Annotated in this window: 22 protein-coding genes; 7 read left to right on the forward strand and 15 right to left on the reverse strand. The window is 64.4% G+C overall.

Features of this window, described 5'->3' with window-relative positions:
- Positions 1-147: 147 nt before the first annotated feature.
- Complete coding sequence (locus CHB97_RS00075; RefSeq protein WP_089285903.1) at positions 148-1,146, reverse strand: hypothetical protein; 999 nt, start codon at positions 1,144-1,146, stop codon at positions 148-150.
- Positions 1,147-1,182: 36 nt separating this feature from the next.
- The gene (locus CHB97_RS00080) at positions 1,183-1,941 is read right to left on the reverse strand and encodes a HugZ family protein (RefSeq protein WP_089285904.1); all 759 of its coding nucleotides are present in this window, start codon (positions 1,939-1,941) and stop codon (positions 1,183-1,185) included.
- Between the two features lie 176 nt (positions 1,942-2,117).
- Here CHB97_RS00080 and CHB97_RS00085 point away from each other — a divergent pair, with 176 nt between their 5' ends.
- Complete coding sequence (locus CHB97_RS00085) at positions 2,118-2,816, forward strand: response regulator transcription factor (RefSeq protein ID WP_089285905.1); 699 nt, start codon at positions 2,118-2,120, stop codon at positions 2,814-2,816.
- Between the two features lie 138 nt (positions 2,817-2,954).
- Entirely contained in the window at positions 2,955-4,754 is a 1,800-nt protein-coding gene (locus tag CHB97_RS00090) for a stimulus-sensing domain-containing protein (RefSeq protein ID WP_200819755.1), read from the forward strand.
- Between the two features lie 307 nt (positions 4,755-5,061).
- Here the strand turns inward: CHB97_RS00090 and trpB are convergent, their stop codons facing one another.
- Positions 5,062-6,279 (reverse strand): tryptophan synthase subunit beta, encoded by a 1,218-nt coding sequence (gene trpB, locus CHB97_RS00095; protein ID WP_089285907.1) that lies wholly within the window; start codon positions 6,277-6,279, stop codon positions 5,062-5,064.
- A gap of 160 nt (positions 6,280-6,439) precedes the next feature.
- Positions 6,440-7,333: a transcriptional regulator GcvA gene (gene gcvA, locus CHB97_RS00100; RefSeq protein ID WP_089285908.1), complete on the reverse strand. Its 894-nt coding sequence runs from the start codon at positions 7,331-7,333 to the stop codon at positions 6,440-6,442.
- Positions 7,334-7,661: 328 nt separating this feature from the next.
- Here gcvA and CHB97_RS00105 point away from each other — a divergent pair, with 328 nt between their 5' ends.
- On the forward strand, positions 7,662-8,417 hold the full coding sequence (locus CHB97_RS00105; RefSeq protein WP_160105415.1) for a SapC family protein: 756 nt from the start codon (positions 7,662-7,664) through the stop codon (positions 8,415-8,417).
- Positions 8,418-8,906: 489 nt separating this feature from the next.
- Here CHB97_RS00105 and CHB97_RS00110 read toward each other — a convergent pair whose 3' ends face one another.
- The 4 genes from CHB97_RS00110 to CHB97_RS00125 form a co-directional block, all read right to left on the reverse strand.
- Positions 8,907-9,287, reverse strand: coding sequence for a hypothetical protein (locus CHB97_RS00110; RefSeq protein WP_089285910.1), 381 nt, complete (start codon positions 9,285-9,287; stop codon positions 8,907-8,909).
- Positions 9,288-9,316: 29 nt separating this feature from the next.
- Positions 9,317-10,087 (reverse strand): GGDEF domain-containing protein, encoded by a 771-nt coding sequence (locus tag CHB97_RS00115; protein ID WP_160105425.1) that lies wholly within the window; start codon positions 10,085-10,087, stop codon positions 9,317-9,319.
- Between the two features lie 108 nt (positions 10,088-10,195).
- Positions 10,196-10,720: a hypothetical protein gene (locus CHB97_RS00120; protein WP_089285912.1), complete on the reverse strand. Its 525-nt coding sequence runs from the start codon at positions 10,718-10,720 to the stop codon at positions 10,196-10,198.
- Between the two features lie 5 nt (positions 10,721-10,725).
- Positions 10,726-12,684 (reverse strand): serine/threonine protein kinase, encoded by a 1,959-nt coding sequence (locus CHB97_RS00125; protein ID WP_244559327.1) that lies wholly within the window; start codon positions 12,682-12,684, stop codon positions 10,726-10,728.
- 450 nt (positions 12,685-13,134) lie between these two features.
- Here CHB97_RS00125 and CHB97_RS00130 point away from each other — a divergent pair, with 450 nt between their 5' ends.
- Positions 13,135-13,551 carry an HRDC domain-containing protein gene (locus CHB97_RS00130; RefSeq protein ID WP_089285914.1) on the forward strand — a complete coding sequence of 139 codons (417 nt, stop codon included), beginning with the start codon at positions 13,135-13,137 and terminating at the stop codon, positions 13,549-13,551.
- Positions 13,552-13,600: 49 nt separating this feature from the next.
- Here CHB97_RS00130 and CHB97_RS00135 read toward each other — a convergent pair whose 3' ends face one another.
- A complete protein-coding gene (locus tag CHB97_RS00135; protein WP_089285915.1) occupies positions 13,601-14,146 on the reverse strand; it encodes an SH3 domain-containing protein in 546 nt (181 codons plus the stop codon).
- A gap of 237 nt (positions 14,147-14,383) precedes the next feature.
- Here CHB97_RS00135 and CHB97_RS00140 point away from each other — a divergent pair, with 237 nt between their 5' ends.
- Positions 14,384-15,373, forward strand: coding sequence for a D-glycerate dehydrogenase (locus tag CHB97_RS00140; RefSeq protein WP_089285916.1), 990 nt, complete (start codon positions 14,384-14,386; stop codon positions 15,371-15,373).
- 11 nt (positions 15,374-15,384) lie between these two features.
- Here the strand turns inward: CHB97_RS00140 and CHB97_RS25705 are convergent, their stop codons facing one another.
- From CHB97_RS25705 to CHB97_RS00155, 4 genes are all read right to left on the reverse strand, one after another.
- Entirely contained in the window at positions 15,385-15,654 is a 270-nt protein-coding gene (locus CHB97_RS25705) for a hypothetical protein (protein ID WP_143270654.1), read from the reverse strand.
- Positions 15,655-15,883: 229 nt separating this feature from the next.
- Positions 15,884-17,473 carry a peptide ABC transporter substrate-binding protein gene (locus tag CHB97_RS00145; RefSeq protein WP_244559328.1) on the reverse strand — a complete coding sequence of 530 codons (1,590 nt, stop codon included), beginning with the start codon at positions 17,471-17,473 and terminating at the stop codon, positions 15,884-15,886.
- A gap of 96 nt (positions 17,474-17,569) precedes the next feature.
- Positions 17,570-19,711: a transglycosylase domain-containing protein gene (locus tag CHB97_RS00150; RefSeq protein ID WP_089286825.1), complete on the reverse strand. Its 2,142-nt coding sequence runs from the start codon at positions 19,709-19,711 to the stop codon at positions 17,570-17,572.
- 133 nt (positions 19,712-19,844) lie between these two features.
- Entirely contained in the window at positions 19,845-20,918 is a 1,074-nt protein-coding gene (locus CHB97_RS00155; RefSeq protein WP_244559329.1) for a hypothetical protein, read from the reverse strand.
- Positions 20,919-21,127: 209 nt separating this feature from the next.
- On the opposite strand from CHB97_RS00155, the gene hemJ reads away from it, so the two are divergent.
- The gene (gene hemJ / locus CHB97_RS00160) at positions 21,128-21,565 is read left to right on the forward strand and encodes a protoporphyrinogen oxidase HemJ (protein WP_089285919.1); all 438 of its coding nucleotides are present in this window, start codon (positions 21,128-21,130) and stop codon (positions 21,563-21,565) included.
- Between the two features lie 15 nt (positions 21,566-21,580).
- Here hemJ and CHB97_RS00165 read toward each other — a convergent pair whose 3' ends face one another.
- On the reverse strand, positions 21,581-22,675 hold the full coding sequence (locus CHB97_RS00165; protein WP_089285920.1) for a potassium channel family protein: 1,095 nt from the start codon (positions 22,673-22,675) through the stop codon (positions 21,581-21,583).
- A gap of 102 nt (positions 22,676-22,777) precedes the next feature.
- Complete coding sequence (locus CHB97_RS00170) at positions 22,778-23,083, reverse strand: usg protein (RefSeq protein ID WP_089285921.1); 306 nt, start codon at positions 23,081-23,083, stop codon at positions 22,778-22,780.
- 270 nt (positions 23,084-23,353) lie between these two features.
- Between CHB97_RS00170 and groES the strand changes: the two genes are divergently transcribed.
- Positions 23,354-23,644 carry a co-chaperone GroES gene (groES, locus tag CHB97_RS00175; protein WP_089285922.1) on the forward strand — a complete coding sequence of 97 codons (291 nt, stop codon included), beginning with the start codon at positions 23,354-23,356 and terminating at the stop codon, positions 23,642-23,644.
- Positions 23,645-23,650 lie beyond the last annotated feature (6 nt).

Here is a 23,650-nt window from a genome sequence, read left to right on the forward strand (position 1 = left end):
GTAGTTACTAATGCCATTATTCATATATGCGCCTTTCATTTGCCAAAAGGACGCACATCGTATATATGTAGCGCAATTTTGTCAACAAAATAATGCGTGCCAATTTCGAATTTCGAAATTCGAAATTGTTAACCTTTTTTTCCTTACTCAGTACCCCTCCGGCCGCTTCACCCCCAGCGCCGGGCACCCCCGGTTCAAGGCTCCTTTGGCCGCTGCATCGCGGGTGGCGGCGGCCAGCGCCTTGGCGGCAGCACTGATATCTTCCCCATGGCGGCGGGTGGCGCGGGCGGTGGCGCGGGCCGTCAGGCTGTCAAAGGCGCTCAGTGCCTCTTCCGGCTTCACCCCGCCATTCAGCCGGTCCAGCAGCATGGCGATGGCGGCACTTAACAACTCGTCAGCGGCGGTATCGTCGGTTTCCTTCGCTGCCGCCATTTCCCTGGTTTCAGCCGTCGCGGCGGCGACATCGGCCGTGTAATCGTCGCGCTGGGCGGTGCAGTTTTCCAGCAGCTTGCCCTTCTCCAGCCGCAGATGCACGGTGGTGGAGGGCGAACAGGCATGGCAGAGCGGGCCATAGGATTCAAAGGCGGCACTATAGCCGGTGATGATCGGTAGCGGCTCCACCGCCGTTACCTCCCGCAGGGCCACCAGCGGGTCGGGCGGTTCCACCGCCACCAGTTTGGTTCCCTCCACCCGCAGGGGCATCAGCTGTTCACAGGTCATGCAATTGCCGCCGGTCGCCACCTCCAGCAGGGCCAGCGGCCCGTCGGCCAGTTCCAGCACCGGGTTTTCCGCCGGGGTCACATAGGTCAGCACGCCGGGCAGTTCCGTCTCCCCCTTCAGGCTGGCGGGTTTGCCATCGGGGTGGTGATAGAGCCGCACCTGCGTCGGCACCCCGCCCTCCGGTTCCTTCTCCGGCTCCAGGCAGGGTTTCCAGCTGGTCAGCAGCCATTCCCCACCCTGGGCGGCAGGCGCGCGGGTGATGCCGGCCAGGGCCAGACCGGGCATGGTGATGCCCTGCTTGGCCAACACGGCGGCCGCCTCCGTCTCTTCCGGCGACTGGCAGTCGGCGGGGGCGCGGGCGGCGGCGGGCAGGGTGATCAGATAGGCGGCAAGCAACAGGAAGGCGGGGCGGAAGATCGGCGCCATGATGGTCCGGTGGGGCTGGGGAAGATGCCGGCCAATTTACGCTGCCCGCGCCTGCTTCACCAGCCGCACCAGTTCGGCCCGCGCCGTTTCGCCATCGCGCACCCTGCGGCGAAAGGGCAGGCGGGCGCTGTGGGTGCCATCGCGCAGGTCGCAACCTTCCGGGTCGATGCCGGTGAGGCGCCAATCCCCCGCCGGCCGTTCCAGCAGCACGGTGGCGTAAAGCTGCACGGCATCGGCATGGTCTTCATTCATATGGGCGATGATACCGGCCTCCGCCTCGGCCAGGTCGGACCAATCCGCCGGGGGCAGGCGCAATTGTTCGGGCGGGATGGCGCTGATCCGGCCGAATCCGGCCACCATATGGCCGCGCCGGGCTTCCACCCGCCAGAGGGCGAAATCGGCAAAGCCGGCATAGGCGCTGGCCGAAGGGTGGCGGGCGATGAAGCGGGCCAGCCGCCTGTCATCGCCATCGCGCACCGCCCGGCCCAGCAGCGACAGGCGCGGGCCGGTCAGCGTATCGGCATGGCCGCCCGTGCCATCGAACAGCAGGCCGCAGCGCGGGTCACCTTCCAGATTGCGGGTATGTTCAGCCAGCCGGGAAATCAGCAGCAGCGGCGTGGCATCCAGATCGAACCCCACCAGCACCAGGGTCGGCACCGGCCAGCCCACCAGACTGGCATCCTGGCCGGTATGATGGGTGGCCAGCGTGGCCTGCCCGCAACCGCGCATCAGCGTGCGGGCGGCCGCACCGGGATCATTGGCAGCGCCATCACCATCCAGTTGGTCTATCACCATTTTCCGGTTCCCCCGCCAAGTTCGTTACAGCTCTCTTTTGCGCCCTATTCGTGCCATATTGAAATAGAAGCTGAGACTTGGCAAAGCCGTGGCAAGGGGTAGCACGTCGGGATCAACATCCGTCATGCTGCCTGCTTGAAATGTTCCACGGGTTTGTCGCCCTTGCCGGAGAGAACATGTCCCAGACGATCGCGCTGGTCGATGATGACCGCAATATCCTGACCTCTGTATCCATCGCGCTGGAAGCGGAAGGCTATGAGGTGCGTACCTATAGCGACGGGGATGAGGCGCTGCGCGGCATCACCTCCCGCCCCGTCGACATGGCCGTGCTGGATATCAAGATGCCGCGCATGGATGGGCTGGAACTGCTCCAGCGCCTGCGCCAGACCACGGCCATGCCGATCATCTTCCTCACCTCCAAGGATGATGAGACGGATGAGCTGCAGGGTCTGCGCATGGGGGCCGATGATTACATCAAGAAGCCGTTCAGCCAGCGCCTGCTGATCGAACGCATCAAGACCCTGCTGCGCCGCGCCGAGCTGGCCCAGGGCAAGGGGGCCACCCCCGATCCGGGCCAGACCCTGGTGCGCGGCGAACTGGTGCTGGACGGGGCCCGCCATCTCTGCACCTGGAAGGGCAAGGAAATTGACCTGACGGTGACGGAATTCCTGCTGGTGAAGGCGCTGGCCGTGCGCCCCGGCCATGTGAAGAACCGTGACCAGCTGATGGATGCCGCCTATGGCGAGCATATCTATGTCGATGACCGCACCATCGACAGCCACATCAAGCGCCTGCGCAAGAAGTTCAAGACGGTGGACGACGATTTCCAGCAGATCGAAACGCTCTATGGCGTCGGCTACAAGTATAAGGAATAAGCGCAAGGGCCATCAGATGGCGCTTGCTGTCTGTATTTTCCCGCCGGTGCCGCGCGGTGGCGGCCGCCACCATCCACAAGGGGGTATCCCTGCCCCCTTGTCTCAGCCCCTCCCCCAGGGGACAGCACAGAGATGAGCATGGATTTGCGTAGCCCCGGCCCCCTGGCGGCCGGGACGACCAGCCCTGAGCCGCCGAAAAAGCCGGCGGCGAAGGCACCCAAGGCCAGCGTCGGGGCGGAAGCCGCAGAGGCCCCGGCCAAGCCCCGGCACCGGCGGCGGCATTTCTCGCCGCTGACGCTGCGCATCCTGGCCGTCAATATGCTGGCGCTGGCCATCCTGCTGGGCGGCCTGCTGTATTTGTCGACCTATCAGCAATGGCTGATCGACAAGGAACTGACCGCCCTGACGACGGAGGCGCGGATTTTCGCCGGCGCGCTGGGCGAAGGCGCCATGCAGCCGGCGGTGGATGAGTTCAACGAGCCGACCAACCAGCTTTCCAACGAACTGGCCCGCCAGATGGTACGCCGTCTGGTGGAGACCACGGATACCCGTACCCGGCTGTTCGCCCCCTCTGGCGAGCTGATGGCCGACAGCCGGGTGCTGGGCGGCCCGAAAAGCATGGTGCAGATCGAGGAGCTGCCGCCGCTGCGCGATGGCAACCGGCTGACGGAGCTGGGCATCGCCATCTATGATTACATCGTCAATGCCGTGCCGGAGCGCGAGCATCTGCCAGCCTATCCGGGGGAGGCGGAGCAGAATGCCGATGCCTATCCCGATGTGCAGAAGGCGCTGGTGGGGGAAATTGGCCGTTCGGTCTGGCGGGTGGCCCGCGCCGATGGCCGCACCGACATGCTGTTGACCGTGGCCGTGCCGGTGCAGCGCTATAAGAAGGTGCTGGGGGCCGTCTATATTTCCCGCGGCGGGGCGCAGGTGGATACGGCAGTGCGGGAATTCCGCATGGATATTCTGCGCCTGTTCGGCATCACCCTGGGCGTCACCGTGCTGCTGTCCTTCTATCTGGCCGGCACCATCGCCCGCCCGATCCGCCGGCTGGCCAGTGCCGCCGACGAGGTGCGCCACGGCCATGGGCGGCAGGTGGTGATCCCCGATTTCTCCCGCCGCCGGGATGAGGTGGGTGACCTGTCGGTCAGCCTGCGGGAAATGACCTCGGCCATCTGGGACCGGATGGACGCCATTGAACGCTTTGCCGCCGATGTGGCGCATGAGATCAAGAACCCGCTCACCTCCATGCGCAGTGCGGTGGAAACGGTGCAGCGGGTGAAGACGGATGAACAGCGCCAGCGCCTGCTGTCCATCATCCATCATGATGTGCAGCGGCTGGACCGGCTGATTTCCGACATTTCCAATGCCAGCCGGCTGGATGCCGAACTGTCGCGCGCCCGCGCCGAACCGGCGGATGTCGGCCAGATGCTGACCATGTTGGCCAATATCCATGATGCCACCCTGGGCAATGCCGAAGCCCTGCGCGAAGCGGCCGCCGAATCCGGCGGGGCGGTGGCCGATGCCCCCGCCCCGGTGCGGGTGGAGGTGGATTTGCCCAAACAGGGCAAGGGGCTGGTGGTGCCCGGCCTGGAAGGACGGCTGACCCAGGTGTTCCAGAACCTGCTGTCCAACGCCCTGTCCTTCTCCCCGCCGGGCGGGGTGGTGCGCTTTACCGCCAAGGCCCTGCCCGACCGGGTGGAGGTAGTGTGCGAGGATCAGGGGCCCGGCATTCCCGAAGGCAAGCTGGCGGCGATTTTCGACCGGTTCTACAGCGAACGCCCGAAATCAGAGGCGTTCGGCAAACATTCCGGTCTGGGCCTGTCCATCTCCAAACAGATCGTCGAAGCCCATCAGGGCCGCATCTTCGCCGACAATATCAAGGGGCCGGATGGGACCGTGAAGGGCGCCCGCTTCAGCGTGGTGCTGCCGCGCTGAGGTTTGGGGAGGGGGGGCTCTCCCCAAACCGTTTTCTCCACCGTAACCGCAAGCTGCGGCCCATAGGCGCTAACTTACCCTCTTGCACCGATGTGCTTTCCCCGCGAAAGCGGGGATCCAGGGGCCACAAGGACCCACGCTCGAGTGCCCTTGGCCCCTGGACCCCCGCTTTCGCGGGGGAGGCAGGGTAGGTGCGAACCCCTAAATTAGCGTCTATGATTGAACGCCGGGGTGACGCTGGAACGAATCGGAAAAGAGTCAGCAGGTGCAGCAGAGGGCCTTCATCCCGAAGGCCCCCCGCCAAACCTCACATCTCCACGCCCAGTTCCTTGGCGACGGTGAAGATATCCTTGTCGCCACGGCCGCAGAGATTCATTACCAGCAGCGTGTCTTTCGACAGGGTGGGGGCGATGCGGGCGACGGCGGCCAGGGCGTGGCTGGGCTCCAGCGCCGGCAGGATGCCTTCCGTGCGGGCGCAGAGCTGGAAGGCGTCCAGCGCCTCCCGGTCGGTGGCGCTGACATATTGCACCCGGCCCACCTCGTGCAGCCAGGCATGTTCCGGGCCGATGCCCGGATAATCCAGCCCGGCAGAGATGGAATGGCCCTCGATGATCTGGCCATCATCATCCTGCAACAGATAGGTGCGGTTGCCATGCAGCACGCCGGGGCGACCGCCGGCGAGGCTGGCGGCATGGCCGGTCTTGGTTTCCAGACCATGGCCACCGGCTTCCACCGCCACCATCTTCACCGTCGGCTCGTCCAGGAAATCATGGAACAGGCCGATGGCATTGGAGCCGCCGCCGATGCAGGCCACCAGCAGGTCGGGCAGCCGCCCTTCGGCTTCCAGCATCTGGGTGCGGGTTTCCTGGCCGATAATGGCCTGGAAGTCGCGCACCATGGCCGGATAGGGATGCGGGCCGGCGGCCGTGCCGATGATGTAGAACGTGTCCGACACGTTCGTCACCCAGTCGCGCAACGCGTCATTCATCGCGTCCTTCAGGGTGCCGGCACCGCTGGTGACGGGCTTCACCTCCGCCCCCAGCAGCTTCATGCGGAACACATTGGGGGCCTGACGGGCAATATCGGTGGCGCCCATATAGATGGTGCAGGGCAGGCCCATCAGGGCGCAGACGGTGGCCGTGGCCACGCCATGCTGGCCGGCGCCGGTTTCCGCGATGATGCGGGTCTTGCCCATGCGCTTGGCCAGCAGAATCTGGCCCATGCAATTGTTGATCTTGTGCGCGCCGGTGTGGTTCAGCTCGTCGCGCTTGAAATAGATCTTGGCCCCGCCCAGTTCTTCCGTCAGCCGCTGGGCGTAATAAAGCGGGCTGGGCCGGCCGACATAATGGGTCAGGTACTGGCGCAGTTCGGCATGGAAGGCGGGGTCCGCCTTGGCCTCCGTATAGGCCTTCTCCAGCTCCAGGATCAGCGGCATCAGCGTTTCGGCGACGAAGCGTCCGCCAAAAATGCCGAAATGGCCATGTTCGTCGGGACCGTTACGATAGCTGTTCAGGGGCGCGTTCATGGCTGAGAACCAGTGTGGACATCCAGAGGCCTGCAAACTAGACCGCCCGCCCGCTATTTCCAAGCCTGAGACGACATGAATAATGGAATGGCGTGGTGGCGTTTGCGGGGGTCATAATATTACCCGTCAACGGGGCGGTCCCGGCAGCCATTACGGCGACTCACCCCGCTTGGAATGCCGCCATGGCGGCCAGCGCCCATTCGGCGAAGGCTTTCACGGCCGGGCGGCGGAAATGGGCGGGTGGGGCCACCAGACTATAGGATTGGTAGATTGCCGCCTGGGGAAAGGGCCGGATCAGCCGGCCCGCCGCCAGATCATCGCGCGACAGGATCGTGTCACCCAGTGCCACGCCCTGGCCCGCCACCGCCACATCCATGGCGTGGCTGGCATCAAAGAAGCGGGTGCCATGCAGGGGGCGGTTCAGGGTGATGCCGACGGCGGCGAACCAGGCCTGCCAGGGCAGGTCCGTTTCTTCCAGCAGCAGGTCCATGTCCAGCAAGTCGGCGGGATCGCTGGGCAGCGGGGTCAGGCCGGGGGCGCAGACAGGGAAATTCTCCACATCCGCCAGCTTGCGCGCCTCCAACCCCGGCCAGGGGCCACTGCCATAGCGGATGCCCAGATCGGCCCCGCCGCGCCGGAAATTCGCTGCCTCCCGCGTCGCATCGACAATCACCGTCACCCCCGGATGCAGCGCCCGGAACGCGCCCAGCCGGGGCACCAGCCAGCGCTGGGCGAAGGAAGGCTCCACCGACAGGGTCAGCCTTTGTTCACCCACCGCCGGGGCATCCGGCCGCAGCAGACCGGTGGCGGCATCAATCAGATCAAAGGCCTGGCTGGCCGCATCCCGATAGGCGCGGCCGGCATCGGTCAGGCTCAGCCCCCGATTATGCCGGTGAAACAGGGGGCAGCCCAGCCAGCCCTCCAGCTCCCTGATCTGGCGGGACAGGGCCGGGTGGGCCACGTTCAGCTCCTCAGCGGCCCGTGTCAGACTTTCATGCCGCGCCGCCGCTTCGAAGGCGCGCAGCGCCGTCAGGTTCGGCAAACGCCGCATCATCTGCTCGATCCGCTGTAACTTTCCGTTACAACGACTGTAGTGAACCGGTCATCGACGTCAAGCCATGATCGCGCCCATGATGGGGAAGAAACGGGCAAGAACAGCCCATGCACAGGCAGGAGGAAGCCATGGTCACGGCCATTTCAATGGTAAATGCGTTAAATCAGCGCTTCTCGATGCTGTTTTCGCTCCTTTTCTGCCAGTTTTCGGCCAAAGATCACTCGCACCGGCATTGACAGGCGGGGTATCTTTCCGGCAGTTGAGAACCTCATCTGAAACCGGGTGGCCTGCCGAACTGGCCACCTGCCATTTGCCGGGATTTGCCAAGATGACCGACGTCGACAACGCCGACGCCCCCTCGATGCCGCTGTTCTACACCAACCCGGTTCCCGTGAGCGCCGAGCGCCATGGCAATTGGAAGGTGAAGAATAACCGCGAATTCCGCTATGCCGCCGATGTGCACGCGGTGCCGATTCTGGCCGAGGAAATCCCGCAGCTGCAGGCTTTCTACCCGATCGTCTTCACCGGCGGCGACAGCCCGGCCGTGATGGCGCTGCTGGGCCTGCGCGCCGGGCAGAACCTGTTTGTGGACAAGGATGGCAAGTGGCGCCCCAATACGCTGGTGCCGGCCTATATCCAGCGCTATCCGTTCTTGCTGGTCGAGGTGCCGGAAGACAAGCGCCTGATCCTGATCATGGAAGAGGACGCCAATCTGGTCGGCCCCGACTATGAGGTGCCGCTGTTCAAGGATGGCCAGGGCACGCCGGAAGGGGAAGAAATCCTCAATTACTGCGTCACCTTCAACAACTCTGCCCGCCTGACGCAGGAATTCTGCAAGGAATTGGCCGCGCGCGATCTGCTGGTCGATCAGCGCGCCGATGTGGTGACGCCGGGTGGCAAGCGTCTGTCGCTGTCGGGCTTCCGCATCATCGACGAGCAGAAGTTCAATGCGCTGCCGGACGAAGTGTTCCTGGAATGGCGCAAGCGTAACTGGATCGGTCTGGTCTATGCCCATTTCGTGTCGCTGGGCCGCTGGCAGTCGCTGATCGACATCCTGAAGGAACACCCGGACGCTGAGGCGTAAGCATCCGCTTTACACCAACCCGCCGAAAGGTTGACCTTTCGGCGGGTTGGAGGCCGGCGACCGCCGGCCCGCCGCACGTGCGGCGCAAGCGAAGGGCGCGGACGCGCCCGCCCGCCGCATGAGTGAACGAAAAATCTCCCTGGATCGGTCACGATAGAGGGAGATTGGTATTATTATACCAGCGGCACGAAATCATGACCCATGGTCACGCTTTCGTTCCCCTCAATTGCCGGCGCCAGCATCCGCTGGCTTGGCTACGCGGCATGGGCCGCGCGGCGGCAGTCGCCGCCGTATCAACGGTCAAGAATTTTGACCGTTGATATTATACCTCCCCGCCTAAAGCTTGACTTCAGGCGGGGGTCAGGCCGGCGACTGCCGGCCCATTCTACGCACTGCCCTCAGGATGATTGGCTTGACGGGTGGACGAACGCCGGGCTGGCGGTCGCCAGCCCCCAGTCCGCCAAGGGTTGAAACCTTGGCGGACTGGTATTACTCCGCCGCCACAACCCGCCGGGGTGGGGTGTAAAGCGTAGCTTTCTTTGGCCGCACTGGCGGCAAGGAATCCTCCACCGGATTACGCAGCCCCTGCTGGCTCAACTCGGCATGTTCGCGTACCAGATTGCGCAGAACCGCCCAATGGCGCCGGATGGCATCTTCTACCTCCCGCAGACGGGTGGAGGCCGGCGGCTCGGCAGATTGTGCCGAGAGGGCGGCAAGAATTTCCCCCAGCGCCACATCGTGCCGGGCATCATCCAGCAGACGCAGCCCGGCCGGCAGACCATCCTTGGGACGGGTCGGCTGGTTTTGTGCGGTCCGCGGCGCCAACGCGCTTGGTTTGGGGGGGGCGGGGCGGGTAAGGCGGTCATACATGGCGGGCATCTCCCGTTGAAAGCCTACCATTACCTGTGCAAAGGGTATGCCGCTTCATCGGGTAACCGGGCCACAGCGACCTGATTGCCTCCGGCGCGTTTTGCATCGGCCAGAGCCCGGCCGGCCTGGGCCAGCAACAGGTCAAGCTTCCCGTTTGCCTGGGCTGACGCGATACCGATGCTGATGGTTATCCCCGTTTCAGCAACCGCAGGGGTACCGGCCGCTTCCGCCCGCACACGCTCCGCCAGAGCCTCCGCTGCCGGCAGGCTGGTGCCGGGCAGCAGCATGGCAAACTCATCGCCCCCCATGCGGGCCGCCAGGCCCGCACCTTCCAGCTGTTCATAGAGCGATCGGGCCAAGCTGGTCAGCTGATCATCCCCCGCCAACTGGCCATACCGATCATTGATCTGATGGAACTGGTCAATATCAATCCGCAACAGGCAAAGCGGCTGCCGCTGGGCTACGCTGGCGGCCAGCGCAGCGGCGGCCTGATCCAGAAAGCTGTGTCGGTTGGGCAGTCCGGTCAGCCCGTCCAGCGCCATCAAGGCACGGAAATGCCGCTCCAGCGCCTGATGCGCCTGCACCTCCCGCTGTAAGCGCAGCTGCATGGCAGCCAGCCGCATCAGGGCAATGGCGCTGGTCATGCCCAACAGGATAATGACCAGCATATTGGCCGGCAGCCAGGCTTGCGCATCGCTTGCAACCGACCCGGCCACCGCCTCCGCGTTTGCGCTGCCTGATGGCAGCGTCGCCACCAGCAGGCCCGACAGCAGGCAGGCGACCATGGATCGTACTTCCATGCGGTGCTGCTGTCGGTTATGGATTGGGGTGTGGATCATTGCATACCGCGTCGTGAGAATGCGGTAAGTATTGCCAGATATGATTGCGGTTTAAAGTGCGGAAATCTGTTAGCTGCGCTTTTCGTCGCTTTCGCCCAGATTATCCATCAATCCCGCCGGTTCGGCCTTGTCTGCATCGGGGCGGGCCATGATCTCTGTGCCCCAGTCGGCGATCAGCAGGGCGCGGCGTTCCTCCAGCTCCTTGATCTTGGATTGGGCGCGCAGGCTGGCCACCGCCACCACGATCTGGGGAATGAAGAAATACATCAGCCAGCCCAGGGCCGCCGCCCCGAACATCACCAGCCAGGTATGGGGCGTGGTCAGCATCCGCATGGCCAGGGTCACCGTGTGCCCCTGTTGCCAGAGCTGGACGATGAAGGGCGCCACCCCGCAGAGATTCATCGCCCCCACCGTCAGGGCGGCCGATTTTTCCGTGTCACGATCCACGATGATGGCGACAATGGTGGGAATCAGCCCGGCGATCAGCAACATGCTGGTCGGCAGAACGACCAGGGCGGCTGGCAGCAGCAGGATCAGCAGCGTCATCAGACCGCGCCCGCCCCGGCGTTTGCGCCGCTGGTAGCTGTAGGTCATGCCGCTTACCCTTTCAGCATGAAGATGATGGTGCCGATCAGGGTCAGCCCGGCAATGACGGAGGTGACGATGGCCGCCACCTGCTTGCCCGCATGATCGGCGGCATCGGAACGGACATAGGCACCGGATTTCAGCTGTTCGATCTGCCGGGTCAGGTTTTCATATTGCCGCATCGCGGTCAGGAAACCCTTATCGTCGGCGCGAATCGCCTCGATGTTATCGACGATGCGGACCAGCGCTTCCAGCACACCCTCGCGGGCGGCCTGCGCCACCTCCGCCTTCATCCGCTCCCGCGTTTCCCGATTCTTGAAACGTTTGAATACCGGGTCCATCAGGCTGACCAGCCAGCCGCAGAGATTGGGCAGACGCGCCGGCCCGAACCTGTCCTGCACATCGGCCAGGATACTGATAATGGCGATCATCCGCCGGGCCGGATCCTGCTGGCCGGCCAGCGGGTTCAACAGCCGGTCATTCAGCTTTTTGTGATGGGTGGTGATGAAGCCGATGACATGGCGATCCACCGGATCGCGGCCCCGCGACGGCTTGGTGGCCAGATGGTCCAGCGCGCTCAACAGCTCCGCCGGGGTCAGCGCATAATAATCGCGGATCGCCGGCGACAGGCAGGGGCAGGCCGGGCACAGCTCATACAGGATGCGTTCGATCCCGAACCCCATGCCGACATGTTCCAGCAGCGCACGGAACCCGTCGAACGACTGGATCAGCGGCACATATTCGGGGCGGAAATCGCTCTGGCAATTCACCCAGAACATGGGCAACTGCGACAGCACCAGTTCGGCATAGGGCTGAACGCTGGCATTCTGCCACACTGCCTCCGCCAGGGCGGGGCCCAGCCCGTCCGGCATCACCGATATGCCGCGATAGCGGATGGGGGAGACGGGGTCCAATGCCGTGGTGACACGGGCGACCAGCTTGTCTTCCTGGGTGGCGTTGCGGCCACCGACAGAGGCGGAGGTGATGGCCGTCTGCACCAGCTCCGCCCGCGTCTCATCGCCTACGGCGCGACGCACCCATTTTTCCACATCGCCCCGTTCGATCAGCGGGGCGGCGGCTGCACTGTTGCGGGCCAGCGCATGGGCCAGGGAGCGGCAATGCATCAGCTGCTCCCCCTGGAATTCAAAGGGCCGCGCGCCCCGGCGCGGCACCTGGGGCTGTTTGGGCGACAGGCGCCGGCCTTGCAGCCACAGGTCCAGGTCTGACAAGGTCCAGCGCTGCTTGGGATCATCCGTCATCAGGCCGCGCAACGGCTCCAGCAGCCCCTGCGGCAGGCGCAGATGCCCGGTCAGCGCCGGATAGGTGCCCTTGTCCATCTTCAGGCGCAGGACGGCGTCATCATCCATCTCGGGCAACGGCGTGCGGCCCAGATGCAGCACCAGCAGGGTGACGCCCAGGGCATAGAGATCATCGCCGACCGTCCCCGGCCCGCGCCCCGCCGGCTGGGCCAGGGAGCGCTCGATGGTTTCCAGCAGGACCGGCTGACCGTAACCGGCGGGGGTGGAAAGGCAATCGCCCAGCATCACCACACCCGAGCTCGGTTCCTTGAAGAACAGGTTGGTCGGGCGGATGGCGCCGCAGGTCATGCCCCGGGCATTCATTTCCCGCAGAGCATAGAGCAACGTGGGCATCAGCCCGCGCACGATCTGATCGTCGCTGAACGGCTCCCGCATATCCGCCAGGGCATTCATCACCCGCCGCCCGCCCGGCCGTTCATAGATCAGCACAAAGCGTCGCCGTCCCTCCGGTGTCCATTCCACCGTGCCCCAATCCAGCAGGCGCAGCACCACCGGATTATCGATGGAGCGGAAGCTGCTCATCATATCAATGCGTGCCGGCACCGGCCGGTCCGTGACGATGGCGAAACATTCCGTCTTGCGATCACGGTTGATGCGGGCGGCATAGGCGGCGCCACCCGGCGAATCCAGCCCCGGCAGGGGGGATGCGGGCATGATCTCGCATCGCCCGCCCAGATCGACCGGCGGGTGGGCATTTTCCGCGCGTCCCACGGGGCTTGCCCGGGATGCCTGGTCTTCGATCTCGGCGCTGGCGGCCATGCTTGTCTGCGGTATCCGGCAAGGGGGTGGCGGACATCCCCGCCCCGCATCGGATCATGGCAAACCGTTCGCCTTTGCACAATGGCGACGCGAAGGGCCCGATGACCTGTTACGATTATCGGCGCGCCTACAGGGATCGGCCAATACCAACGATCATAATTCATGACGGTTGGTGCGGCGGTTTCCTCCGCCGGGGCCGTTCGCTTTTGGGAAAGCACTGAAGCGACAATTCCCATACGGAAGGTGATGCCACTGTCATAGTCTAAGGATATAGTGACGGACTATACTCCAGGAACGCGGGTCATGCCCCCGGACCGGGCAGCCCTTCCAACATGGATGCGCAGCATGAATCTGGAATTCCGTACTTTCACGATCCGGGACACGCAGACAGAGGAGGATGAGCAGCGGATTGCCCATTTCCTGCGTTCGGTGGAAACGGAGCGGATTGACACCGCCTATGTCCCCGGCGGCTGGCGCATTCTGATCCATTACCGCGACCTGCGCCGCAAGGAGGAGCAGGCCCAGATCGAAACCGCCATCCAGGCGGCGCTGAACAGCTGGCGGGCCGAAATGGCGCGCAATCTGGGAATCGACAAGGAAACGGTGCTGCCCGGCTCCCTGGTGGCGGAGATCGCCCGTTACGCCCCGACGACAGAGGTGGAACTGTCGGTGATCGCCAATGCGTCAGGTGTGAATATGCGCGAACGCGGTGCGGAGATCGTCCGCGTTGTCCGCCAGACCATGGAAGATTTGACCGATTGATCTGTCGGCAAACCCGGCGGCCGGCTGCGGCCGCCGGGTGGAACGGTCATCAATCTTCCAGCTTTTCATCCGGGCGCACGCCCCAGAAATCGCCGCGTTCCATCCAGCCGTTATAGCCCTGGATTTCCACCTCGCACCAATCCCCCTTGCAGGAAACCAACCGCCCCATCACGCCCGGTTCCGCCTGGGCCACGGCGGCGGCACTGCTGTTGGGCCGTTCCCGGATGGTGCGGATTTCCTTGGTCACCACCAGGGTGCGGCGGCCTGATAGCATGGATTGATGCACCCAGCCCTGGGTGCCATCCACATCGCGGATGCGCCGCCAGGTGTCGAACTCCGCCGTGATCTCCACAGGCATCCCGGCGCGCACGAACACCCATTCAATGGGATAGGCCCGGCCGGGACCGGCGCGCACATTCACCTCGTTCGAGCGCAGGGAGACAAAGCGCGGCACCGGCAGGCCGCTGCGCACGATCATATCCTTGCGCGGGTCTGTCTCCTGGGCGTTGGTGAGGGTGGGGGACAGCCAGGACAGCAGCAGGATGGCCGCCAGCAGCAAAGGCCGCCCCCAACCCTGTCGTGTCCGGTCACGCATTCCTATGCCCTTGAAAACACCCAAACCCGGCCCCAGCATTCTTGCGGAAGGGATATATCACCCAAGCATTCGTCCTTTGTGCCGCCCGACAGTTCCCCGGTCAAGCCTTCGACGCGGATTATCTTTTGACGGTACCGGCTGCGCACCCCGCGCCCGCCTGGACAGTTCCGCCCCCGCTTGCTACTGCTAAGCGAAAGCCGCCCCCTGCGGACCTGCGGCAATCAGGGAGATGACAGCATGGCCGAGCGTAAGAAGCCCCTCATCATCGTCACCCGCAAATTGCCTGATGCGATTGAAACCCGGATGATGGAGCTGTTCAACGCGCGGCTGAACCTGGATGATCATCCGCTGAGCCGTGATGAACTGCGCCAGGCGGTGGAGACGGCGGATGTGCTGGTGCCCACCGTCACCGACACGATTGACGAGGCGCTGATCAGCCAGGCCGGGCCGCAATTGAAGCTGATCGCCAATTTCGGCAATGGCGTGGACCATATCGACCTGCGTGCCGCGCGGGCGCGCGGCATCACCGTCACCAACACGCCGGGTGTGCTGACCGAAGATACGGCCGACATGACCATGGCCCTGATCCTGGCCACGGCGCGCCGCCTGTCAGAGGGGGAGCGGCTGGTGCGGGCGGGCCAGTGGACAGGGTGGGCACCGACCGTCATGCTGGGCGCGCGGCTGGCCGGCAAACGGCTGGGCATTATCGGCATGGGCCGCATCGGTCAGGCCGTGGCCCGCCGGGCCAAGGCCTTCGGCCTGTCCATCCATTATCATAATCGTAAATCCGTGCATCCCCAGGTGGAGGCGGAACTGGACGCCACCTATTGGGAAAGCCTGGACCAGATGCTGGCGCGCATGGATATCATCGCCGTCACCTGCCCGCGCACGCCGGCGACATATCACCTGCTGAATGCCCGCCGGCTGGGCCTGCTGAAATCCAGTGCCATCCTGGTGAATATCAGCCGCGGGCAGGTGGTGGAGGAAGAGACCCTGGCCCGGATGCTGCAGATGAAGGAAATCGCCGGCGCCGGGCTGGATGTCTATGAGGATGAACCGAACATCAATCCCAAGCTGCTGAAGCTGGATAATGTGGTGCTGCTGCCGCATATGGGCTCCGCCACCATCGAGGGGCGGCTGGATATGGGGGAAAAGGTGATCGTCAACATCAAGACCTTCGTTGACGGGCACACCCCACGCGACCGCGTGCTGGAAATGATGTTTTGAGGGTCTGACCCTCAATTACTACCGTTATTGCCCAGGCGGGCGAACCAGGCGCCAGCCTCCAGCAGGTTGGTCACCAGATCGGGATCGTCGGTCGCCAGCGCCTTGGCGTAGCAGGCCAGGGCGGCGCGCGCATACATTTCCTCTTCCGCGCTCAGCGACGGCATACCGGCCGCTGCGGTCGCAGGGGGGGGATTTTCCGGGGGCACCAGGGCCAGCCGGCGGGGCGATGGACGCACCTCTGGGCTGGTGCTGGGGGGCTGTTGCGAACGACGCGGACTCATGACCCATCCTGGTTGTAAAAAGACCAGTGAATTGGCGGGAACATTCACGTCCACACGGTAAACAAGCCCTTAATGGTAAACGCCCCTGTCACATGGCTGGGTAGCGGCAAGGGCGGGTGTCGGGCTTGGGAAATTCGCGTCAGCCGATATCGTTTATTTTAGTTTCGTTTCGGTGACAAAAAACGTTTCATTTAGAATAAATGCCAGCGATCCCTTTATCCGTTGCAGATCAGCCCTTCGGCACCACCAACAGATAGCGGGACAGGTGCAGGTCGCGGATATTGTCTTCCCAGCCCCGCACCTGGGCGCCCACCAGATGGCTGGTGACATAGGTGTAAAGCGGGATGATGGGGGCATCGGCCAGCAGCTGGGTTTCAGCCTGTTCCATCAGGGCGCGGCGGCGCATCGGGTCGCCCTGGGCTGCCGCCTCAATCAGCAGCCGGTCATAATCGGCATTGGCATAGGCGGCGTGGTTCTGGCCGGCGGCCCCGGATTGCAGGATGGACAGGAAGCTGAACGCGTCATTGTAATCGCCGATCCAGCCGCCGCGCACCACGTCGCTGAATTGCCCCTGCGCCCGGTTGGCCAGCAGCACCCGCCATTCCTGGTTGACCAGCCGTCCCCGCACGCCCAGCACCTGTCGCCACATCGCTTCCATGGCGATGGCGATGCGGCGGTGCAGCTCATTGTTGTTGAACAGGATTTCCACTTCCAGCGGCCTGCCGCCGGGACCATAGCCGGCCTTGCGGATCAGGCTGCGGGCCAGTTCTTCCCTTTTTGCCTGCGACCAGCCGGCCCAGGCCGGGGCCGGCGGCTGGTAATTATCCGTGCCGGGCGGGGTCAGCGTATAGGCCGGTGCCTCCCCGGCGCGGGTGATCTTCTCCACAATCACCTGCCGGTCAATGGCCAGGGACAGGGCCAGACGCAGTTCCGGGCTGGATTTCCATGGCTCCCGCCGCAGGTTGAAATAATAGAAATAGGTGGACAGGAAGGGGGCGGTGCGCAGCGCGCCGGGCAGATTCTCCCGTATCCAGCCCAGCTGTGCCGCCGGCACATCATAGGTGACATCCAGATCCCCGGCGCGGAACCGCTTCAGCTCGGTTTCCTGATCCTCCGTCGGGTAGAAATAGACAGCATCCAGGCTGACATTGGCCGCATCGTGGAAACGCGGGTTGCGCACCAGCTTCACATGGTCCTGCGGCACCGCCGCCGCCAGCGTGAAGGCCCCGTTGGAGAGCAGCCGGCCCGGCTGGGTGAAGCCATCGCCGTACCGCGCGAGATTGGCGCGGCTGAGCGGGGCGGTGGCGGGATATTGCAGGGCGGCCAGGAAATAGCCGGTGGGCGCTGCCAGCTCCACCTCGAAGGTCAGGCTGTCCACCGCCCGCACGGCCAGTGCCTCGGGCGGCAGGCGCCCTTCCGCCACCGCCCGGCCATTCTTTACGGGCCAGAGATAGAAGGCATAAGGCGACGCGGTGGCGGGGTCCAGCAGGCGGCGCCAGGCAAAGACGAAATCATCCGCCGTCACCCGGCTGCCATCGGACCAACGCCCCTCTGGCCGCAGATGGAAGCGATAGGTCAGCAGATCATCGCTGATGGTCCAGCGTTCCGCCGCACCGGGGATCAGCGCGCCCTTGGCATCCACCGTCAGCAGCGGTTCGAACAGGTCACGCTGAATCCAGCCTTCCGACTCGCCGGTGGATTTATGCGGGTCCAGTGATTGCGGCTCCGACCCGTTTCCCCGATGCAGCACCCCGCCCGCCCAGGCCGGGCTGCCGAGCCAGAACAGTGCCACCACCAGACAGAGCCACCGGCCGATCATCCGCATTTCCACCCGACTGACGACAGAATTCCCCCTTCACAGTCGGCAATTCCGGCTGGCGGTGCAATCGGGAAGCATCAGGACTCACCGCAATTCCTATTGTTTGCCCGTCAGGCGGCGCAGCAGGTTGCCGATCGGGTCGCCGCTGGTGGGTTCCGGCTCCGGCGGGGGCGGTTCGCCCAGCGGTTCGGAATGCACCTCCGCGATGCCGGCATCGGCCGTGGTCTCCATGCCATCGCCGGGATGCTGGGCCAGCAGGGCACCGATGGGATCATCCGTCGGCACCCGGTTCAGGCCGGGCAGGCCGCGCGCCGGCAGGCCCTGATGGGCCTCCACCATGATGGAATGCCACAGTTTGGCCGGCAGGCCGCCGCCAGTGACCTTCTTCATCGGCTTGCCATCATCATTGCCAAGCCAGACACCCCCCACCAGATCGGCCGTATAGCCGACGAACCAGGCATCCTTGTAATCCTGGGTCGTACCGGTCTTGCCCACGGTGGGGCGGTCCAGCTTGGCGGCCTTGCCGGTGCCGCGTTCAACGGGGCCGGAGAGCAGGCGGTTCATCGCCTCCACATAGGGGGCGGCCACGGCATAGCCAGCGCTGGAGCCCTGGCGCCGGTACAGCACATTGCCGGATGTGTCGCGGATTTCGGTGATGGCATAGGGGATCACACCCTGGCCTTCATTGGCCAGCGTGGCATAGGCACCGGTCAGTTCCAGCAGCGTGGTTTCCGACGTGCCCAGCGCCAGCGACAGGTCGCGGCGCATGGTGGTGGTCAGGCCCAGCCGTTTGGCGGCATTGCGCACATTATCCACGCCCACCGCCTCCATCAGCCGGATGGTGGCGGTGTTCAGCGAATTGGCCAGCGCCGTGCTCAGCGTCACCTCACCCCGGAACTTGCCGTCATAATTGCCGGGATGCCATTTGCCCTTGGTGTAGGGCGCATCCAGGATGGTGCTGTTCTCGCTCCACCCCGCCTCCAGGGCCGCCAGATAGACGATGGGCTTGAAGGAGGAGCCGGGCTGGCGCAGCGCCTGGGTGGCGCGGTTGAACTCGCTCTTGTCATAGCCGCGCCCGCCGACCATGGCATGAACGGCCCCGTCGGGCGCCATGATCACGGCGGCTGCCTGGCCGACATTGGCCTCCGCCCCCGGTCCGGCCAGCATCGCCGCCACCTGGGCATCGGCGATGCGCTGCAGATTGCCGTCAAAGGTGGTGCGCACTACCAGATCGCCGTGATCGGCACCGACGAAGCCCGCCACCTGATCGGCCACCCAGCCAGCCAGATAGCGCCCGTCGCCATCCGGCACCTCGTCCCGCTTTTCATCCGGCGGGGGGGCCATGGCGGCCTGCAGCTGCGCCTCGGTGATATAGCCCTCTTCCTCCATGGCCCGCAGCACCACGCCCATGCGCCGTGTGGCCCGGTCGGGGTTGGCGGTGGGGGCATAGCGCGAGGGGGCCTTCAGCAGCCCGACAATGATGGCCGATTCCCGCAGGTTCAGGTCGCGCGCCGATTTGTTGAAATAGGTGCGGGCCGCCGCATCGATACCGAAGGTACCGGCCCCCAGATAGACCCGGTTCAGATAGGCGGTGAGGATCTGTTCCTTGCTATATTCATGTTCCAGCCGGATGGCCAGCAACGCCTCCTGCGCCTTGCGGCGCAGGGTCTGGTCGGGGGTCAGGAACAGGTTCTTGGCCAGCTGCTGGGTCAGGGTGGACCCGCCCTGCACCGTGCGCCCAGCCCGGTGGTTGGCATAGAAGGCGCGGGCAATGCCAAGCGGATCGACGCCGAAATGGCTCCAGTACCGCCGGTCCTCCGTCGCCACCAGCGCATCGATCAGATGACGCGGCAATTGGGAGACATCCAGCGTTTCGCCGCGCAGGTCGCCAAACCGGTGGAACGGCGTGCCATCGGCCGCCAGCAGCGTTACCGCCGGGCGCCGGTCGGCCTGGGCGACCTGGGAAATATCAGGCAGATCATAGGCGAAATAGGCGATCAGGCCGGCACCGGCCATGCCCACCCAGATGGCCAGCACGGCCAGTACCGTCAGGATACGCCGGCCCCAGCCACCTTTTCCCCCTTTGCCGCCCTTGCCACCTTCCGCCCGCTGCCGGGGTGGGCGCGGTGGTGGTGGCGAGGGCGGACGGCGTTCCGGCGGCGGCGGGCGCACCGGGCGCGGCGGCTCCCCACTGGGGCGGAAACGGGGCGGGGCGGTCAGCTCACTCAACGGGGGCATCCGGCGGGAAAAGGGTAAGACGGGCATCACCATAAAGGCCCCTGCCATCGCCTGGAAAGCGATGCCACGGCAACCCTGTCTTCCGGGTTATGCTGTATTGAGGTTGTGCCGCCCGATTAGGGCGAAAAGGCGGTTACTTCACACCGGAAGCCGCCGATTCGATGGCCTGGATATGGTCCAGGCCGGGCAGGATTTCCGAACGGACAAATTCCACCCGCTTCTGCGGCCCGCCCCCGCCCTGGGGGAAGCGGGCCTTCCACAGCGCCATCTTCACCGCCAGCCCGCACAGCACGCCGCCGATGGTGACATGGTGGCTTTCAATCTGGTGGCGCACGGCGCGGAAGCTTTCAGCACTGATATCGTTCCAGAAATCCTTGCTGCGGCGATCGAACGCTTCAAAACGCCCGGTGATGGAAGTGGTGATGGAGGTCAGTTTCGTCTGCACATCGGCCAGCATCTTCATCACCAGCCGGTCGCGGGAAATCAGCTCGCTGCTTTTCGGCTCATTGGCCCATTTCATGAATTTCTGCACTTCCGGCACAATGCCATCCAGGCAGGAGCGGAAATAGGCCAGCGACAGGAAGACGTCGCCGTAATCCTCCAGAAAATCCGGGATTTCGTTCAGCTTGACCTTCAGCTTTTCTGACAACAGGCGCAGGTTGGTCAGCGCCTCGTCCCGGTCCGGGTTGGCCAGCATGGCCAGAATGTCGGCCACATCGCCGATCTGGCGTTCTTCTGTGCCATAAACCTGCTGCAGCAGCGGCCGGGTGAAATCCTTCATATAGCCGGTCAGTTCCGCGCGCTTGCTGTCGGAAAGCTGTAAGGCCTTGGCGTCATTGACGGCGATGCCCACCCGGCGCAGTTCCTTGCGCAGGGTATAGACATCGAAACTGTTGATCCGCACCAGCTTGTTGATCTGCGCCATGTCGGCGCGCAGGGCCTTGGCATGGCTGGGGAACAGGCTGCCCAGATGGTCGGGGTTGATCTGGCCGCTGCCGGTCTGGCGGTCGTGGAACACCTCCACCACCGTTTCCAGCCGGGCATTCTTGATCAGCTTGGCCCGGCGCAGGCCCGGCGTTTCCAGCGGCAACATGCCCATGGGCAAGATATGCAACGCGTCGCGCGCACTGTCATCGAACAGCGCCTCTTCCGCTGCGACGGCGGCGACTTCCTCACTGGCGGCTTGTTCGCTGGTGTCGGCCATCATGCGTTCCCTTGCGCCGCGCTGGCGCCGAAGGTGTTAACTATAAAGGCACACGCCAGCATAACAACCTTTTCACACGTACCCTGTTGAAACAGTTTGGCCGTGAGGGGGCTATGCCCCCATGCGGCGCGATGTTATCTAGCCCTGGCGGATCGAAAAGGGCAAAGGTCCATCGGGATACAGGACCGGCCGGAACGGGAGCGGAAAACGCCATGGCTGATTATTATTTGTGGATCAAGGCCCTTCACGTCATCAGCGTCATTGCCTGGATGGCGGCACAGCTCTATCTGCCACGCCTGTTCGTCTATCATTGCGAAGCACCCGCCGGGTCGCCGCAATCGGAAACCTTCAAGGTGATGGAACGCCGCCTGCTGAAGGCGATCATGAACCCGGCCATGATCGCCACCTGGGTTTTCGGCATCGGCATGATCGCCCTGAACCCCGACCTGCTGAAGGGACAGGGCTGGCTTCATGCCAAGCTGACCCTGGTGCTGGTGCTGTCGGGCGTGCATGGCGTGCTGTCAAAATATGTCCGCCTGTTCGCGCAGGACGCCAATACCAAGCCGCAGAAATTCTTCCGCATCCTGAATGAAGTGCCGACCCTGTTGATGATCGGCATCGTCATCCTGGTGATCGTGCGCCCCTTCTGATCCAGGGCGGCTGATTTACCCGAACAGCAGCCGCATCACATCGGCCGCCGCCCTGGCCTGCCGGTCGTCCCCGACAATCAGGAACAGGGCGTCGGCCTTGATCTGCCGGCCCAGCGGGTTGGAAAGCACCGCGCCCGTATCGGCACAGCGATAGCCGATGGGCGTGCCGATGCCGGCCCCGGCGATGCGAGTCAACAGGTCCAGCCAGGGGCCGGACCAGGGGCGGGGCAGGTCGATGCGGCGGCATTCATCGCCTTCCGCCGTGAACAGCTGTTCGATCAGCGCTTCCGATCCGGGGCTGACAATGGCGCGGGCGGCGGCTTCGGGATAACCATGCATCACCCGCATCGGCTGCGCGGCACCCAGCCGGACCAGCCGGTCGCGGTCGCCGGCATCCACGCATTCGGCGATGATGGGGGCGGTGGCATTCACCTCCCGCAGGCGCAGCACCGTATCCAGCACCCGCGCGGTGGCCTCCCTATCGGTTTCGGAGGCAGAAAAGACCAGCATGGCGCGGGCCTTTTCCGGCGTGGCGCGGGCCAGGGCCTGCGGGTCGGCGGCACTGCCGGTGACATGCACAATGGCCCGGTCCCCCAGGCTGGATGGCAGCCGGCTGTCAGCAAACGCCCGGGTCAGCAGCAGCACGGGTACACCCGCCCAATCCTCATGCGCACGCACCTGATCGACCAGCCGGCCGATATGCTGGGTGATATCGCCGGACGGTTCCCCGATCAGCAGCAGATGGTTGGACAAGTTCCACCCCCAGGCCCCGCCGGCCTTGCGTTCCAGTTGATCCGCCCGCCATTCCACCAGGGCCGACACCAGGCTGGCCACCACGAAGATGCCGCCGACATAGAGAAAGCCCACCGTGGCCAACCGACCGGCATCGGTTTTGGCCGACAGGTCGCCATAGCCGACGGTGACGATGGTGGTCGCCGTCAGCCACAGCGCATCGCCCAGCCCCATGCCTTCCAGCCAGACCATGGCAATGACATGGCCGGTGCAAACGGCGAACACCCAGCCCATCAGCCAGAGCAGCCGCCGCGCCATGGACGCCTGCCCCACGCGGGGCCGGGGGCTGCGCAACCAGCGGAACAGAAGGGCAAGCATGGGCGGGACACCCCGGATGCGGAAATGGCCGCAATGGGATGCAATGAACAGGCGTGTTTGTCCAGCCGCCTGTGCAACCGCTGTCCCGCCCGCCCTGGCCCCCTATTGCAGCGTCAGCAGCGCATCAATATGGCGCATCCGGCCGGGGGAGACGATATCCAGCTGGGCCACGCGCACGGAATGCAGCTTGCCATCCAGTTCCCGGCCCCAGAAATCCAGGAATCGGCGCAGCACCGGGTAACGGGGGGCCAGATCAAGCTCCTGCCAGATATAGGTTTGCAGCAGGCCCGGATGGTCGGGCATGTGATACAGGATTTCCGCCGTGGTCAGGCGATAATCCCGCAACTGCCGGGACAGGGATGAGACATCCTGCCCTGGGATGGACAGGGTTGAAGCCGAAATGCCCATGGAACCTCCTTCCCCTTGCAAACCGGTGCCGCAATGCACCATGGGAAGCGTGGCACCATTTTGTGAGTTTGTGAATATATCCTTTTATATCAAATGATTAGCAGCATCATCGCCAGAGTGCTGCCAAACTGTCATCCAGATGCCCCCGAATTATGACAAGTGCGCCCTTGACAGGAGGGGGGGCGATGAATAGGTCTTTGGCACTCACTGGGCGTGAGTGCTAACACAAGGCTTGCGCCTTATACTTTTGCCTATCTCAGGGAGAGATCCATGAAGTTCCGTCCGCTGCACGACCGCGTCGTGGTCAAGCGCGTCGAATCCGAGCAGAAGACTGCCGGCGGCATCATCATCCCCGACACCGCCAAGGAAAAGCCCCAGGAGGGCGAGGTGGTTGCGGTTGGTACCGGTGCCCGTGACGAATCCGGCAAGCTGATCGCCCTGGACGTGAAGGCCGGCGACCGCGTTCTGTTCGGCAAGTGGTCCGGTACGGAAGTGAAGATCGACGGTGTCGAATACCTGATCATGAAGGAAAGCGACATCATGGGCGTGCTGAACGCCTGAGTCGGT

The sequence above is a fragment of the Azospirillum sp. RU38E genome (assembly GCF_900188385.1).
Lineage (GTDB): Bacteria > Pseudomonadota > Alphaproteobacteria > Azospirillales > Azospirillaceae > Niveispirillum.